Raw genomic sequence first — 15959 nt, forward strand, 5'->3', positions numbered from 1 at the left:
TTGTGATGCAACGGTTGATTCGCGCAGCGGCATGCTGCGTTCTGGTTTCCGCACTCGCGGCCTGTGTCGTGCAGCCGCAGCGATCGGTCCGGCAGGTTCCGCCGCCGCCGCCGCGCCCGAACCCGCAGGTCGTCGCCAACGAGCGCATGCAGGAAGTGCAGGGCCGGATCGACAATCTGCACCGCCGCATCGACGCGCGCGTGAACGGCGGCTACTATCCGCCGCCGTACGGCGCGCAGCTGCACCATCGCCTCGACGTGATCCGCCAGGAGGCGAGCGACATGTCGACGCAGCACAGTGGCGGCCTGTCGGGCGACGAGCAGCGCGTGCTGAACCAGGAACTCGACACGGCCGCACGCGCGATCGGCGAGTGACGCCGGGCGCGCGCGGGCGCCGGCGAGCACGTCGGCGCCCGCGCCGCGCTTGTCGCGAAGCGACATTCTTTTGCTCAAATTGACAACGCCGACCCGCTCGCGTACAGTCGCCCGCACGCGTCGGGAGAGCGCGTGACCGCATAGTCGATACGCCGGTCGCGCCGCCGAAGGGGCACACCCGCAAACTCTCAGGCAAAAGGACCGACCGCGTCGGGGAATCCCGTTCCGCGCATTGCGCGGGCCGCCTTCCCCGCACTCTGGAGAGCGGCAGTAGCCCGCTGCGCACATGCTGCGCGGGCAGGCTGCCCACCGAAGGGGCGCGCGTTTGCCGGCTTGGTCCGCAGCGCAATCTCTCAGGTATCGAGGACAGAGGGGCATGTACCGGATCGCTCGCAGGCCACACGGCCGCGAAGGTCCGCACATGGCCGTTCTGACCCGCGCGCAAGCGCCTTGCCTGAGGCCTCGATGACTGCCCTGAATCACACCCCGCTCAACGCCGCGCACCGCGCGCTCAATGCCCGCATGGTCGACTTCGGCGGCTGGGACATGCCCGTCAACTACGGCTCGCAGATCGAAGAGCACGAAGCCGTGCGCACCGACGCCGGCATGTTCGACGTGTCGCACATGTGCGTCGTCGATTTCACCGGCAGCCGCGTGCGCGCGTTCTTCGAGCATGCGCTCGCGAACAACGTCGGCAAGCTCAAGACGCCCGGCAAGGCGCTCTACTCGTGCCTGCTCAATCCGCAAGGCGGCGTCATCGACGATCTGATCGTCTATTACTTCACCGAAGACTTCTTCCGCGTGGTGGTCAACGCCGGCACGGCCGAGAAAGACATCGCGTGGTTCAACCAGCTCAACGAACAAGGCGGATACGGCCTGACGATCGCGCCGCGCCGCGATTTCGCGATCGTGGCCGTCCAAGGCCCGAACGCCCGTGAAAAAGTCTGGGCCACCGTGCCCGCCGCGCGCGCCGCGACGAGCGAGCTCAAGCCGTTCAACGCCGCGCAGGTCGCCGGCACGCCGTTCGGCGATCTCACCGTCGCGCGCACCGGCTACACCGGCGAAGACGGCTTCGAAGTGATCGTCCCCGCCGTGCACGTCGTCGCGCTCTGGAACGCGCTGCAGCAAAACGGCGTGCGCCCGTGCGGGCTCGGCGCGCGCGACACGCTGCGCCTCGAGGCCGGCATGAACCTGTACGGCCAGGACATGGACGAAACCGTGTCCCCGCTCGACGCCGGCCTCGCATGGACGGTCGATCTCTCCGCCCCGCGCGAATTCGTCGGCCGCCCCGCGCTCGAGCGCGACGGCACGCGCGCCGCGTTCGTCGGCCTGATCCTGCAGAAGGAAAACGGCAAGGCGGGCGGCGTGCTGCGCGCGCACCAGAAAGTCGTCACGCCGCACGGCGAAGGCGAGATCACGAGCGGCACGTTCTCGCCGTCGATGCAGGAGTCGATCGCGTTCGCGCGCGTGCCGGCCGCCGTCCAGCTCGGCGACATCGTCCATGTGCAGATTCGAGACAAGCAACTTCCCGCGCGCGTGGTAAAACTGCCGTTCGTGCGCAACGGCAAGGTCCTCGCTGCGTAACGACCGGGAAGCGGCCACGGCCGCCGCCCGGCAAAGCCGGGAATGGCGCCCGGCGCAACCCCATCCGGCGCACCCCGACGGCGCGCCAGCATAACGAACACATCTTTTATCCAGGAGCATCCGATGAGCAACGTCCCGGCCGATCTGAAGTACACCGACGAACACGAGTGGGTCCGCACCGAGGCAGACGGCACGCTGACGGTCGGCATCACCGATCACGCGCAGAGCACGCTCGGCGACATCGTCTTCCTCGAGCTGCCGCAAGTCGGCAAGTCGGTGAATGCGGGCGACGCGGTGGGCGTCGTCGAATCGGTGAAGGCGGCATCCGACATCTACTCGCCAGTGTCCGGCGAAGTCGTCGCGATCAACGAAGAAGCGACCGATTCGCCCGAAGGCGTGAACGGCGACGCCTATGGCGTGTGGCTGTTCAAGCTGAAGCTCGCCGACGGCGCATCGACCGACAAGCTGATCGACGCCGCCGCGTACAGCAAGCTGATCGACTAATTCCCCTACCCGAACCGCGCGCGGCCGGCCAGCCGGCGCGCGCGGGACCAGAGTCACGCCATGAAGCACGAACACCCGGACCGCCTGATGAACCGCACGCCCCTCTCGCTCGCCGCGCTCGAAACGCACGACGCGTTCGCAGAACGCCACATCGGCCCCGATGCCGCCAGCCAGCAGGCCATGCTCGACACGCTCGGCTTCGCGTCGCGCGCCGCCCTGATCGACGCCGTGATCCCCGCGTCGATCCGCCGCGCCGAAGCGCTGCCGCTCGGCCCGTTCGCGCAGCCGAAGAGCGAGGCCGAAGCGCTCGCCGCGCTGCGCGCGCTCGCGGACAAGAACCAGGTGTTCCGCTCGTACATCGGCCAGGGCTATTACGACTCGCACACGCCGGCCGTGATCCTGCGTAACGTGCTCGAAAACCCGGCGTGGTACACGGCGTACACGCCGTACCAGCCCGAAATTTCCCAGGGCCGCCTCGAGGCGCTCCTGAACTTCCAGCAGATGGTCGTCGATCTGACCGGCCTCGCGATCTCGAACGCGTCGCTGCTCGACGAAGCAACGGCCGCGGCCGAAGCGATGACGCTGCTGCAACGCACCGGCAAGCCGAAGTCGAACGTGTTCTACGTGGCCGACGACGTGCTGCCGCAAACCCTCGAAGTAGTCCGCACGCGCGCGCTGCCGATCGGCATCGAAGTGAAGACCGGCCCGGCCGCCGAGGCTGCGCAGGCCGGCGCGTTCGGCGTGCTGCTCCAGTATCCAGGCGTGAACGGCGACGTGCGCGACTACCGCGCGCTCACCGACGCGATCCACGCGGCGGGTGGCCATGTCGTCGTCGCGGCCGACCTGCTCGCGCTGACCGTGCTGACGCCGCCCGGCGAATGGGGCGCGGACGTCGCGGTCGGCAACACGCAGCGCTTCGGCGTGCCGATGGGCTTCGGCGGCCCGCACGCCGCCTACATGGCCGTGCGCGACGAATTCAAGCGCCAGATGCCGGGCCGTCTCGTCGGCGTGACCGTCGACGCGCAGGGCAAGCCCGCGCTGCGCCTCGCGCTGCAGACGCGCGAACAGCACATCCGCCGCGAGAAGGCCACGTCGAACGTGTGTACCGCGCAGGCGCTGCTCGCGATCATGGCGAGCATGTACGCGGTCTATCACGGCCCGCACGGCCTGAAGACGATCGCGCTGCGCGTGAACCGCATCGCCGCACTGCTCGCCGCGGGCGTCAAGCAGCTCGGCTTCACGACCGTCAACGACACCTTCTTCGACACGCTGACGATCGACGCCGGCGCACGCACCGCGCAGCTCCACGCCTTCGCGAACGCGAAGCGCATCAACCTGCGCCGCGTCAGCGACACGCAAGTCGGCGTGTCGGTCGACGAAACGACGACCCGCGACGACCTCGCCGATCTGCTGGCCGTGTTCGCGCAGGCCGCGGGCGGCACCGCGCCGGACGTCGACGCGCTGGACGCGGGCCTGCCCGGCGTCGCCGCGCTGCCGGCCGGCCTCGAGCGCACGAGCGCGTACCTGACGCACCACGTGTTCAACCGCCACCATTCCGAAACCGAGATGCTGCGCTACCTGCGCAGCCTGTCGGACAAGGATCTCGCGCTCGACCGCTCGATGATTCCGCTCGGCTCGTGCACGATGAAGCTGAACGCGACGTCGGAAATGCTGCCGGTCACGTGGCCCGAGTTCGGCCGCATCCATCCGTTCGCGCCGTCCGAGCAGACGGCCGGCTACCGCGAGATGATCGACCAGCTCGAGCAGATGCTCGTCGCGGCCACCGGCTACGCGGCCGTGTCGCTGCAGCCGAACGCCGGCTCGCAGGGCGAGTACGCGGGGCTGCTGGTGATCCATGCGTACCACGCGTCGCGCGGCGAAGCGCATCGCGACGTCTGCCTGATCCCGGCGTCCGCGCACGGCACCAACCCGGCGTCCGCGCACATGGCCGGCATGAAGGTCGTGGTCGTCGCGTGCGACGCGCAGGGCAACGTCGACATCGCCGACCTGAAGGCGAAGGCCGAACAGCACGCGAACGACCTCGCGGCGATCATGATCACGTATCCGTCGACGCACGGCGTGTTCGAGCAGAACGTGCGCGAGATCTGCGAGATCGTCCATGCGCACGGCGGCCAGGTGTACGTCGACGGCGCGAACATGAACGCGATGGTCGGCCTCACCGCGCCGGGCCAGTTCGGCGGCGACGTGTCGCACCTGAACCTGCACAAGACCTTCTGCATCCCGCACGGCGGCGGCGGCCCGGGCGTCGGCCCGGTCGCGGTCGGCCCGCACCTCGCGAAGTTCCTGCCGAACCAGCGTTCGACCGGCTACGCGCGCGGCGAAGAGGGGATCGGCGCGGTGTCGGCCGCGCCGTACGGCTCCGCGTCGATCCTGCCGATCTCGTGGATGTACATCGCGATGATGGGCGCGAAGAACCTGACCGCCGCCACCGAGACGGCGATCCTCAACGCGAACTACATCGCGAAGCGCCTCGCGCCGCACTACCCGGTGCTGTATTCGGGCCCGGGCGGACTCGTCGCGCACGAGTGCATTCTCGACCTGCGGCCGATCAAGGAAACCAGCGGCATCACCGTCGACGACGTCGCGAAGCGCCTGATGGACTACGGCTTCCACGCGCCGACGATGAGCTTCCCGGTGCCCGGCACGCTGATGGTCGAGCCGACCGAATCGGAATCGCAGGAAGAACTCGACCGCTTCATCGCCGCGATGATCGCGATCCGCGAGGAAATCCGCGCCGTCGAGGAAGGCCGCGCCGACCGCGAGGACAACCCGCTGCGTCACGCGCCGCATACGGCAGCCGTCGTCACCGCGAACGAGTGGCCGCATGCGTACTCGCGCGAGCAGGCCGCGTATCCGGTCGCATCGCTCGTCACGAACAAGTACTGGCCGCCGGTCGGCCGCGCGGACAACGCATACGGCGACCGCAACCTGTTCTGCTCGTGCGTGCCGATGTCGGAATACGCATAACGCGCGGCGACACCGGCCTCCGATCGTGACCGGACCGCACGCAACCGCTGGTTGCGTGCGGTTTTTGCGTTGTCGGCCGGGCCGTCCGGTGCGCGCTGGACCGCCGATCGGGCTAACATCACACGCGATCCAGCCAATCAAGGAGTTCCGCATGGTGCGTCCGATGTTTCCGGGCCATGGTGCAACGCAGGACCGGCCGGCCACGCGCCGTTCGTTGCCGTTGCTCGTCGCGTCGCTGTCGCTCGTCGTTGCCGGCCTCGGTACGGCCGGCAGCGCGCGCGCGGCCATGAATTTCTGCGCGGCGCCCGCGTTGCAGGCGAGCGAGACGACGCAGGCCGAGCCGGGCGTGCAGGCGCTGATCCGCAGCGTCGACGCGCGCATCGGCGAACAGCCGAAGGCGATGCCGCGCGTGCATACCGAAGGCACGCTGCCGCATGAAGGCATCTACGACCAGAGCAACGACGCGCTGAAGGACATGGAGCTGATGCGCGACGCCGCGCTCGCGTGGCGGGTGACCAATGCGCCGCGCTACCTGCAGCTGGTCGACCGCTTCCTGTCCGCGTGGGTGTCGACCTACGAGCCGAGCTTCAATCCGATCGACGAGACGCGCTTCGACAGCCTGATCATCGCGTACGACATGACCGCCAGCGCGCTGCCGGTGAAGACCCGCAACGCGACCGCGGCGTTCATCGCGAAGCTCGGCGCGGGCTACGTCGCGCAGATCGACGCGCAGAAGCGTCCGCTCACCGGCACCTGGCGCAACAACTGGCAGAGCCACCGGATCAAGCTGATCGCGCTGTCGGCCTTCACGCTCGGCGACCGCCGGATGATGAACGCCGCGCAGCGGCTGTTCGTCGAACACCTCGCCGACAACATCGGCGCGGACGGCAAGACCTGGGACTTCGACGAGCGCGATGCGCTGCACTACACGGTGTACGACCTGCAGCCGCTGGTGACGGCCGCGCTCGCCGCACGCCGCTTCAACCGTAACTGGCTGCGCGAGCGCGGCACGAATGGCGCGACGCTCGCGGCCGCGCTCGACTGGCTCGTGCCGTATGCGCGCGGCGAGAAGACGCACGACGAATTCGTGCATTCGGCGGTGCCATTCGACGCGAAGCGCCGAGAAGCCGGGCTACCGGGCTACACGGGGCAGTGGGACCCGAAAAACGCCACCGAACTCTTTCATCTGGCCGCGCGGCTCGACGGGCGCTATGCCCGCGTCGCGCGGCAGCTCTCCGTCATGCCGCCCGCATGGCTGGCCGCGTGCCTGCCGCTGCAGGCGCGCTAGCACTACTTTCAACGCAAGGCAGGAATCGAAATGGCAGTCAGCGTGTTTGACCTCTTCAAGATCGGCATCGGCCCGTCCAGCTCGCATACGGTCGGCCCGATGCGCGCGGCGCTGATGTTCGTTCAGGGCCTGGAGCGCGACGGGCTGCTCGACGCGACCGCCCACGTGAAGGTCGAGCTGTACGGCTCGCTCGGGGCGACCGGCAAGGGCCACGGCACCGACCGCGGCGTGATGCTCGGGCTGCTCGGCGACGCGCCCGACACCGTCGATCCGGACACCATCGACGCGCGGCTCGAACAGATCCGCACGTCGAAGCAGCTCGCGCTGCTCGGCAGGCATCCTGTGCCGTTCGTGCTGAAGGAGCACATCGCGTTCTACCGGCAGGCGCTGCCGGAGCATCCGAACGGGATGAAACTGCGCGCCGCCGACGCGGCGGGCGCGGTGCTCGCCGAGCGCACCTATCTGTCGGTCGGCGGCGGCTTCGTCGTGACGGCCGGCGCGCCGAACACGAAGGTGCTGAGCGCGGCCGAGCAGATGACGCATCCGTTTCGCACCGGCGCCGAGTTGCTCGCGCTGGCCGAGTCGACCGGCAAGTCGATCGCGCAGCTGATGTGGGAAAACGAGCGCGCGTGGCACACCGAGGAACAGACGCGCGACGGGCTGCTGAAGATCTGGGCGGTGATGCAGTCGTGCGTGTCGCGCGGCTGCGGGATCGGCAACCCGAACGCCGACGGCAACCTGCCCGGCCCGTTCCAGGTCAAGCGCCGCGCGCCGCAGCTGTATCGCGCGCTGACCGGCAACCCCGAGCGCGCGCTGCAGGACCCGCTGTCGATGGTCGACTGGATCAACCTGTATGCGATCGCGGTCAACGAGGAGAACGCGGCCGGCGGCCGCGTCGTGACCGCGCCGACCAACGGCGCGGCCGGCATCATTCCCGCGGTGCTGCATTACTACACACGCTTCACGCCGGGCGCGAACGAACAGGGCGTGATCGACTTCCTGCTGACAGCCGCGGCGATCGGCATCCTGTACAAGCTCAACGCGTCGATTTCCGGCGCGGAAGTGGGCTGTCAGGGCGAAGTGGGCGTCGCGTGCTCGATGGCGGCCGGCGCGCTCGCCGCCGTGCTCGGCGGCACGCCGCGCCAGGTCGAGAACGCGGCCGAGATCGGGATGGAGCACAACCTCGGCCTCACCTGCGACCCGGTCGGCGGGATGGTGCAGATCCCGTGCATCGAGCGCAACGCGATGGCGTCGGTGAAGGCCGTCAACGCGGCGCGCATGGCGCTGCGCGGCGACGGCTCGCACTACGTGTCGCTCGATTCGGTGATCAAGACGATGCGCGAGACGGGCGCCGACATGAAGACGAAGTACAAGGAAACGTCGCGCGGCGGGCTGGCCGTGAACATCGTCGAGTGCTGATGCGCGGCACGGCGGCAAGGCGGCGCGAATCGCCGTCGCGCCTTGCCGCCGCACGCGCCGCCCGGCGCTAATCGTTCAGCCAGTTCTCCAGCCGCAATCCCGGATAGCTCGTGAAATCGCGCTCGTCATTCGTCACCAGCACGACATCGAGCGACACCGCATGAGCGGCGATCAGTTTGTCGAGATGATCCTTCTTCCATGCGCGCGTTGCGTCACGCACGGGCCCATATGCTTGCGCGGCCGCGGCGTCGAACGGCGCGACGGGAATATCCTCGATCAGCGCCGCAAGATGGCGGCGCTCACGCGCGGGCGCCGCGCAAGCGGTGACGCCGTACTCCAGCTCGGCACACGTGATCGCCGACATCACGACGTCGCCCGTGTAGCACTGCGCAAATCGCTTCGCCACTTGCTCGGGCTGGCTCTTCATCAAGTAGATGCACATGTTGGTGTCGAGCATGTAGCGCGGCATCACAACCCCTCGCGTTCGGCCTGCTCGTGGTCGCCACGCCCTTCCGCCATGAAATCGGGCGCGAACTTCGCGAACTTCTCGAGCACCTGCGTCAACGGCCGTCGCGCCGGCCGGATGCGAATCTCGTCGCCGATGCGCTCGATCTCGAGCTCGATATCGCTGCGCTCATAAGCGAGATCCGCAGGAATTCGCACGGCCTGCGAATTGCCGTTCCGAAATACCCTCGTGGTATGCATGTCGACCTCTCGTCGGATGTACTGAGGATGTACATCATATGACGCCATGCGTGATGTAAATCCCTGTGTGTACATAAGCTCCCTCCATCGTCCGGCCCGATATTCACAGCGCCCACTTTCCACCGGCGCACGCGCCCGCACAAGCCGGCCGTCCGGCCAGTCGAAAGCGGCGCGAACGCCCGGCCGTGCTCCGGTGAACGCCCCTCGTTCCGCCCCTTTTCACCGGGCGGGCAACCGGCGTAAGCTGTACGTCCCGCTACCCAGGGAGACGGCAGCCCATGTCGCATTCCAAGGATCTCGAGCCGCGCACCACCACGGGCGCGCGACTGCTCGTCGATGCGTTGCTCGCCAATCACGTCGAACGCGTGTTCTGCGTGCCGGGCGAGAGCTTCCTCGCCGTGCTCGATGCGCTCGCGGACGACACCGCGCGCATCCAGACGGTCGTCTGCCGGCACGAGGCGGCGGCGGCCAACATGGCCGAGGCGGTCGGCAAGCTGACGAGCCGGCCCGGCATCGCGTTCGTCACGCGCGGGCCGGGAGCGACCCACGCGTCGATCGGCGTGCATACGGCGTTCCAGGATTCGACGCCGATGATCCTGTTCGTCGGCCAGTGCGCGCGCGAACACCTCGATCGCGAAGCGTTCCAGGAAATCGACTATCGCCGCATGTTCGGCCAGATGGCGAAGTGGGTCGCGCAGATCGATGACCCGCGCCGCATTCCCGAATATCTGAGCCACGCGTTCCATGTCGCGACCTCGGGCCGCCCAGGGCCCGTCGTGCTCGCGCTGCCGGAAGACGTGTTGTCCGAAGCATGTGCGCCGCAACCGGCCGTGCCGGCCGCGAAACGCATCGCGGCGTCGCCGTCGGCCGCGCAGCTCGACGAATTGCGCGAACGGCTCACGCGCGCCGAGCGGCCGTTCGTGATCGTCGGCGGCAGCGGCTGGACACCGGACGCCTGCGCGAACCTGCGAACCTTCGTCGAGCGCTGGCAGTTGCCCGTCGCGTGCGCGTTCCGCTTCCAGGACACGTTCGACAACGCGCATCCGAACTACGCGGGCGACGTCGGTCTCGGCATCAATCCCGCGCTCGGCCGGCGCATTCGCGACGCCGACCTGCTCCTCGTACTCGGCCCGCGGCTCGGCGAAGCGACGACGGCCGGCTACACGCTGCTCGACATCCCGAAGACGCACCAGACGCTGATTCACGTCCACCAGGGCGCCGACGAGCTCGGCCGCGTGTATGCGCCCGATCTGCCGATCGTGGCGGGGATGCCCGAGATCGCCGCGCCGCTCGCCGCGCTGGAGCCGCCGCCGCAACGGCCGTGGGCCGGCACGGTCGCCGATGCGCACCGCGCGTACCGCGAATGGCATGCGCCGCTGCCGATGCCCGGCGACGTCCAGCTCGGCGACGTGATGGTGCAGTTGCGCGAGCGTCTGCCGCACGATGCGATCCTGACCAACGGCGCCGGCAATTACGCGATCTGGCTGCATCGCCACTTCGCGTACCGGCATTTTCGGTCGCAGCTCGCGCCCACCAGCGGCGCAATGGGTTATGGACTGCCGGCCGCGCTCGCCGCGAAGTCGCTTTATCCGACGCGCGCGGTCGTCGCGCTCGCCGGCGACGGCTGCTTCATGATGGCCGGCAACGAGCTCGCGACCGCGATGCAGTACGGGCTGAACATCGTCGTGATCGTCGTCAACAACGGCCATTTCGGCACGATCCGCATGCATCAGGAGCGCAACTATCCGGGACGCGTGCACGGCACGGGCCTGACGAACCCCGATTTCGCCGCATATGCGCGCGCGTTCGGCGCGCATGGCGAGACGGTCGCGCACACCGCCGAGTTCGGGCCGGCATTGGAGCGCGCGCTCGGCTGCGGGCTGCCGGCGCTGATCGAGATCCGCATCCCGCAGGACGCCAGCACGCCGGCCGCGACGCTCGAGCAGATCCGCGAGCAGGGCCGTCGCGCGCGCGGCGCATGACCGCGACACCGCTGGCGGCGGGCGCGGGCGTCGGCGTCGCACTGTCGCGCGACGCTGCGCTCGCCTACCCCGGCACGCTGCTCGCGCGCGACGGCACGCTGGTCGCACCGTACGATCTCGAGCACGGCAGCGAATGGGCGGCCGAGTACCTGCCGGCCGCACCTGCGCTGGGCCTGCTGCATGCGGCCCAGCGGCCGTTCCGGCTCGACTACGCGCGTACGGCCGACGTGCACGTGATCAACGGGATGGGCGTCGCGCTCGGCGATTCGGTGATCGGGCTGAGCGCGCTCGCGGCGTTGCGCGCGCGCCATCCGCAGCTGCGCTTCACGGTGTACCGGCCGGCCCGCGCGCCGCGCTACGTCGACGCGCTGTATGCGCTCGCAGCCGACGTCGTCGCCGTGCCGCGCACGCTGCCTTGCGCGGCCGATGCTCTGCCCGCGCACGCGCGCTGCATCGATCTCGGCAATCACCTGTACTGGCCGGCGTTCGCGCGCGAGCCGATGATCGACTTCTTCCTCGCCGCGCTCGGCACCGATCCGGCCGCGGTGCCGGCCGCCGACAAGCGCAACCGCTGGCTCGCGAAGCTGCCGCTGCCTGCGCTGCCGCCCGCATGGCGGCGGCCCTACGTGCTGTTCTGTCCGACCGCGAGCACCGCGGTACGCAGCGTGCCGCCGGCGCTGCGTGCCGCGTTCGTCGACATGCTCGCGCAGCGTTACCGGATGCCGGTGGCCGGGTTCGGGCCGGTCGCGCATCCCGCATACGTCGACGTGAGCCGCGACGCGGCCGACACCGCGCACTTCATCGCGTGGATCGCCGGTGCGAGCATGCTGCTCGCGCCCGACACGGCCGCACTGCATATCGCGGACGGCTTCGACGTGCCGACGCTCGGCTGTTTCACGACGATCGCCCCCGAACTGCGCGTGCGCGACTATCCGCACTGCGTGCCGGTGGCGGTGAACGTGCCGGCCGAATTGCACGGACTGCACCGCAGCGAGTGGCCTGACGATCTCGCGGCGGTCGAGGCCGCCTACCGGGCGATCGACTGGACGGCGCTGTCGTGGCCGAGTGCGCGGGACGTGGTGGTCGCGGGTGCGGCTGGGAGTACGGCGGGGAGTTAGGGTCGAAGTGCGGCTGGAAGTGCGGCTGCAAGTACGGCTGGAACGACCGCCGCAGAGCGCGCCCGCTACGAGCGCGGCGGTCACGCCGACGCCCACGCGCGCCGCCGCATCCCGCGTCGCGCGGTCAGCCGGCCGTCACCATTGCGGCACGGTCGCGCAGCGTCTCCGACGGGCGCTTGCCGAACATCCGCCGGTAGTCGGTCGCGAACTGGCTCAGGTGCCAGAAGCCCCACGCGGCCGCGACGTCCTGCACCGAACCGGCCGCGCGCCCGCACAGGTCGCGCCGCGCGCCGTTGAGCCGCAGCGTGCGCAGATAGGTGGCGGGCGCCATCCCGAGCACATCCTGGAAGCAATACTGCAGCGTGCGCCGGCTCACGTGCAGCTGCTCGCACAGCTCCGGCACGCCGACGGGACGAGTACGGTGAGCGAGCACGTACTCGCGCGCCTGCTCGACGATCCAGCGCCGCGTCGACGGCGCACTGCCGACGCCATCGTCGGCCGGCTGCGCGCACGCGTCGAACAGCGCGGCCAGCACGCCGGCCTGCAGGTCGTCGCGCTGCGCATCGGCCAGCGGCCCGCCGGCGGCAGCCGCACCGTCGAGCCGCTGGCCGAGCAGTGCACACAGCCGCGCGAGCCGCGCGTCGCCGACCTGGATCACGCGCTGCGCGAACAGCCGCTCGTCGAGCGCGCGGTGTTCGACTTCCTCCGCGTAACGGCGCAGCACGTCGCCGCGCACGACCACGCCGTAGATCGAAAACTGCGCGGGCGTCAGCAATTCGAATTCGACGTTGCCCGGCCGGAACGCGAGCGCACCGGGCCCGATGCGGCACGCGTCGACCCGCGCGTTGCCGTCGTTCGCGAGCGGGATGCCGAACCAGTATGCGTCGCCGCGCACCTCGCAGGCCTGGCGCAGCAGATGGCTGGTCGATTCGCGAAAGAGCTTCATCGTGTCGAGCGGCAGCTCGGTCAGCGTGCCGACGAAGCGGCCGGCCGCGAGCTGGTCGTAGGTTTGCCGCCAGCCGATCAGGTTGCGCGCCTGTTCGTCGGCGTCGTGCGCGACGCTGACGACCGCCTGGCCGGCGAGCGCGTCGTCGCCCTGCGCGCTGCAGCGCGTGTTCTCGGCCGTCGGCTCGGCCGCGCACTCCACTCGTCGTTCCATCGTGTTCTCCTCTCCTGCCCAGGCGCGCGTGCGTCACGCAAGTCCCGTGCCGAACCGCGCGATCGGGCGAGAAGCCCGTCATTGCGCGGCGCACGGCCGGCGCGGGGCTGGCGCGCGCAACACGGGCGCACCCGCAGGCGGCGCGCCGCGCACCGAGCGGGTGCGCGATGCGCGGCGGCGGCCATCGACGCCCCTCGGCGGCCGGCTACGTGCCCGGTCGCAAGCGCACGACGCGCGTGCCGCAATTGCCGTACGCCTGCTGGATCGCCAGCTCGACGATCGGGCGGCCGGCGGCCCAAGGCGCCGCGTCGGCGCCGCCGAGGTCGGTGCGCAACGTCGCGCGGCCGTTGATCCGGTAACGGATGCCGCGCACGAAATCGACGAACAGCAGCCCGATGCCGACCGCCTCGTCCGCGCGCATGGCAATCCGGTTGCCGTCGTCATGGAGCGGCAGCACGAAGCGCAGCGTTTTCGTGTCGACCACGCGCACGACGGGCAGCAGATCGCCGTTCGCGTCGCGCTGGCTCTGCACGATATCGCAGGTCGCCGCGCCGTCGGACGTCGCGCCGACGAACATGAACGGCTGCGTCTCGACGAACTGGCGCACGCCGATGCTCAGGCGCGTCGTGACGACCTCGCTCATCCGTTCGGCATCGTCGGCCACGCCGAAGCGTTGATGTGCATCGAGTTCGCCCGCGTGGAACACAGGGTGATGTGGAAAGGAACGCGGCGGTTCGGCCATGCGGGCTCCGGTAGGCGCGTCGTTATGCGGTACGGGCCGCTCGCGCTCGGGCGCTCGGCGGCGTCGTTGCCGTCGCGCTCGGACGCTGCGGCGATATGCGGCCGACGTCGCGTATCGAACGCGAACCCCGAACCACGAGAAGCGGAACAATCAGCAGACGATGAAGCACCGGACACGACGGCCGGCGGCGCATGCAGCGTGCGCCACGGCGGCTTGCTGGCCGCAGACTGCACGGCCGGCCAGCGCCGCACGGCCCTTGCGCGCCGCGCGACGTCGCGTGCGGCGTGGTCCAGCCCCGGCGCCTCACCGCTGCCGCGGCGATCGGAACAACCCGAACGCCTCGACCGGTACCCGGACCAGCAGACACCGCCGCACGGCGCTCACATGCCGCACGACACCACGTGCGGCACGGTCCGGCCCCGGCGCTTCACCCCTGCCCCAGCGATCAGAAGAACCCGAGCGCCTCGGCCTGGTAGCTGACCAGCAGGCACTTCGTCTGCTGATAGTTGGACAGCGCCATCTTGTGCGTCTCGCGACCGATGCCCGACTGCTTGTAGCCGCCGAACGCCGCATGCGCGGGATACAGGTGATAGCAGTTGGTCCACACGCGGCCGGCCTCGATCTCGCGGCCCATCCGGTATGCACGCGTGCCGTTGCGCGTCCACACGCCCGCGCCGAGCCCGAAGAACGTGTCGTTCGCGAGTTCGATCGCTTCCTGCTCGTCCTTGAACGTCATCACCGACGCGACCGGCCCGAAGATCTCTTCCTGGAACACGCGCATCTTGTTGTTGCCGAGCAGCATCGTCGGCTTCACGTAGTAGCCCGCGCCGAGATCGGCTGCCGGCGCCGTGCGTTCGCCGCCCGTCAGGCATTGCGCGCCTTCGCCGCGGCCGATGTCGATGTACGACAGGATCTTGTCGAGCTGCTGCTGCGACGCCTGCGCGCCGATCATCGTCTGCAGGTCGAGCGGATGGCCGGCCTTGATGCGCTCGACACGCGCGACCGCCTTCTCGATGAAGCGCTCGTAGATCGATTCCTGGATCAGGATCCGCGACGGGCACGTGCACACTTCGCCCTGGTTCAGCGCGAACATCGCGAGGCCTTCGAGCGTCTTGTCGAGGAACGCGTCGTCCTGGTCGAGCACGTCGGCGAAGAAGATGTTCGGGCTCTTGCCGCCCAGTTCGACGGTCGAAGGAATCAGGCTCTCGGCGGCGGCGCGCAGGATGTGCTTGCCGACCGGCGTCGAACCGGTGAACGCGATCTTCGCGATGCGCTTGCTGGTCGCGAGCGCCTCACCGGCTTCCTTGCCGAAGCCGTTGACGATGTTGATCGTGCCGGCCGGGAACAGGTCGCCGATCAGCTCCATCAGCACCAGCACCGATGCAGGCGTCTGCTCGGCGGGCTTCATCACCACGCAGCAGCCGGCTGCGAGCGCCGGCGCGAGCTTCCAGGCGGCCATCAGCAGCGGGAAGTTCCACGGGATGATCTGGCCGACCACGCCGAGCGGCTCATGGAAGTGGTATGCGACGGTGTTGTCGTCGATCTCGGAAATGCCGCCTTCCTGCGCGCGGATGCAGCCGGCGAAGTAGCGGAAGTGGTCGACCGCGAGCGGCAGGTCGGCGGCCATCGTCTCGCGCAGCGGCTTGCCGTTGTCGATCGTCTCGGCCACGGCCAGCAGCTTCAGGTTCTTCTCCATCCGGTCGGCGGCGGCGAGCAGCAGGTTCGCACGCTCGGTGACGGACGTCTTGGCCCACTTGCGGCGCGCGGCGTGTGCGGCATCGAGTGCGGCCTCGATGTCCTCCGCGCCCGAGCGCGGCACGCGGCAGAACGGCTTGCCGTTGATCGGCGACACGTTCTCGAAATAGTCGCCCTTCACCGGCGGAACCCACTTGCCGCCGATGTAGTTGTCGTACTGCTGACGATACGGATATTCGACGTCGAGGCCCAGTTGTTTCAGGTCAAACGGGTTCATACATGTCTCCTGTTCATCGTGCTTGTGTGAATGCAGCGCCGGTTGGATCGCGCTGCACGGATTACGCAACATGCGTGCCAAAGCGGGCCGACAAGCAAACCGGAGCGATGCGTGCGGCCGTCCG

General features: G+C 69.3%; 13 protein-coding genes and 2 riboswitches. Of the genes, 8 read left to right on the forward strand and 5 right to left on the reverse strand.

The genetic code is table 11. The features are described 5' to 3' along the window. Positions 1 to 5 precede the first annotated feature (5 nt). The 6 genes from AK36_RS13015 to AK36_RS13040 all read left to right on the forward strand — a co-directional run bounded on the left by AK36_RS13015 (position 6) and on the right by AK36_RS13040 (position 8157). A complete protein-coding gene (locus AK36_RS13015) occupies positions 6 to 374 on the forward strand; it encodes a hypothetical protein (protein ID WP_011882853.1) in 369 nt (122 codons plus the stop codon). A gap of 111 nt (positions 375 to 485) precedes the next feature. Beyond that, positions 486 to 588: riboswitch (glycine riboswitch) on the forward strand. A 33-nt stretch (positions 589 to 621) separates the two neighbouring features. Beyond that, positions 622 to 754: riboswitch (glycine riboswitch) on the forward strand. Between the two features lie 85 nt (positions 755 to 839). Continuing rightward, positions 840 to 1958 carry a glycine cleavage system aminomethyltransferase GcvT gene (gcvT, locus tag AK36_RS13020; protein ID WP_011882852.1) on the forward strand — a complete coding sequence of 373 codons (1119 nt, stop codon included), beginning with the start codon at positions 840 to 842 and terminating at the stop codon, positions 1956 to 1958. A 123-nt stretch (positions 1959 to 2081) separates the two neighbouring features. Further along, positions 2082 to 2462: a glycine cleavage system protein GcvH gene (gene gcvH / locus AK36_RS13025; protein WP_011882851.1), complete on the forward strand. Its 381-nt coding sequence runs from the start codon at positions 2082 to 2084 to the stop codon at positions 2460 to 2462. A 60-nt stretch (positions 2463 to 2522) separates the two neighbouring features. After that, on the forward strand, positions 2523 to 5450 hold the full coding sequence (gene gcvP / locus AK36_RS13030) for an aminomethyl-transferring glycine dehydrogenase (RefSeq protein WP_011882850.1): 2928 nt from the start codon (positions 2523 to 2525) through the stop codon (positions 5448 to 5450). A gap of 151 nt (positions 5451 to 5601) precedes the next feature. Then, complete coding sequence (locus AK36_RS13035; RefSeq protein ID WP_045578623.1) at positions 5602 to 6738, forward strand: alginate lyase family protein; 1137 nt, start codon at positions 5602 to 5604, stop codon at positions 6736 to 6738. A gap of 30 nt (positions 6739 to 6768) precedes the next feature. Beyond that, the gene (locus AK36_RS13040) at positions 6769 to 8157 is read left to right on the forward strand and encodes an L-serine ammonia-lyase (RefSeq protein WP_014722202.1); all 1389 of its coding nucleotides are present in this window, start codon (positions 6769 to 6771) and stop codon (positions 8155 to 8157) included. Positions 8158 to 8224: 67 nt separating this feature from the next. On the opposite strand, the gene AK36_RS13045 is transcribed toward AK36_RS13040, so the two are convergent. Together AK36_RS13045 and vapB are read right to left on the reverse strand one after the other, a co-directional pair. Further along, a complete protein-coding gene (locus AK36_RS13045) occupies positions 8225 to 8626 on the reverse strand; it encodes a type II toxin-antitoxin system VapC family toxin (protein ID WP_034192973.1) in 402 nt (133 codons plus the stop codon). After that, positions 8626 to 8862, reverse strand: coding sequence for a type II toxin-antitoxin system VapB family antitoxin (gene vapB, locus AK36_RS13050; protein WP_045578624.1), 237 nt, complete (start codon positions 8860 to 8862; stop codon positions 8626 to 8628). Before vapB ends, AK36_RS13045 begins: the two co-directional genes overlap by 1 nt. Before the next feature lie 278 nt (positions 8863 to 9140). Here vapB and AK36_RS13055 point away from each other — a divergent pair, with 278 nt between their 5' ends. Next, entirely contained in the window at positions 9141 to 10844 is a 1704-nt protein-coding gene (locus AK36_RS13055; protein ID WP_045578625.1) for a thiamine pyrophosphate-binding protein, read from the forward strand. Continuing rightward, a complete protein-coding gene (locus AK36_RS13060; RefSeq protein WP_045578626.1) occupies positions 10841 to 11962 on the forward strand; it encodes a glycosyltransferase family protein in 1122 nt (373 codons plus the stop codon). Before AK36_RS13055 ends, AK36_RS13060 begins: the two co-directional genes overlap by 4 nt. A 124-nt stretch (positions 11963 to 12086) precedes the next feature. Here the strand turns inward: AK36_RS13060 and AK36_RS13065 are convergent, their stop codons facing one another. The 3 genes from AK36_RS13065 to exaC all read right to left on the reverse strand — a co-directional run bounded on the left by AK36_RS13065 (position 12087) and on the right by exaC (position 15835). Continuing rightward, the gene (locus tag AK36_RS13065) at positions 12087 to 13121 is read right to left on the reverse strand and encodes a helix-turn-helix domain-containing protein (protein WP_034192975.1); all 1035 of its coding nucleotides are present in this window, start codon (positions 13119 to 13121) and stop codon (positions 12087 to 12089) included. Between the two features lie 205 nt (positions 13122 to 13326). Then, positions 13327 to 13863, reverse strand: coding sequence for a hypothetical protein (locus AK36_RS13070; RefSeq protein WP_011882842.1), 537 nt, complete (start codon positions 13861 to 13863; stop codon positions 13327 to 13329). A gap of 445 nt (positions 13864 to 14308) precedes the next feature. After that, positions 14309 to 15835, reverse strand: coding sequence for an acetaldehyde dehydrogenase ExaC (exaC, locus tag AK36_RS13075; protein WP_011882841.1), 1527 nt, complete (start codon positions 15833 to 15835; stop codon positions 14309 to 14311). Between the last annotated feature and the right edge of the window lie 124 nt (positions 15836 to 15959).

The sequence above is a fragment of the Burkholderia vietnamiensis LMG 10929 genome (genome assembly GCF_000959445.1).
Classification (GTDB): domain Bacteria; phylum Pseudomonadota; class Gammaproteobacteria; order Burkholderiales; family Burkholderiaceae; genus Burkholderia; species Burkholderia vietnamiensis.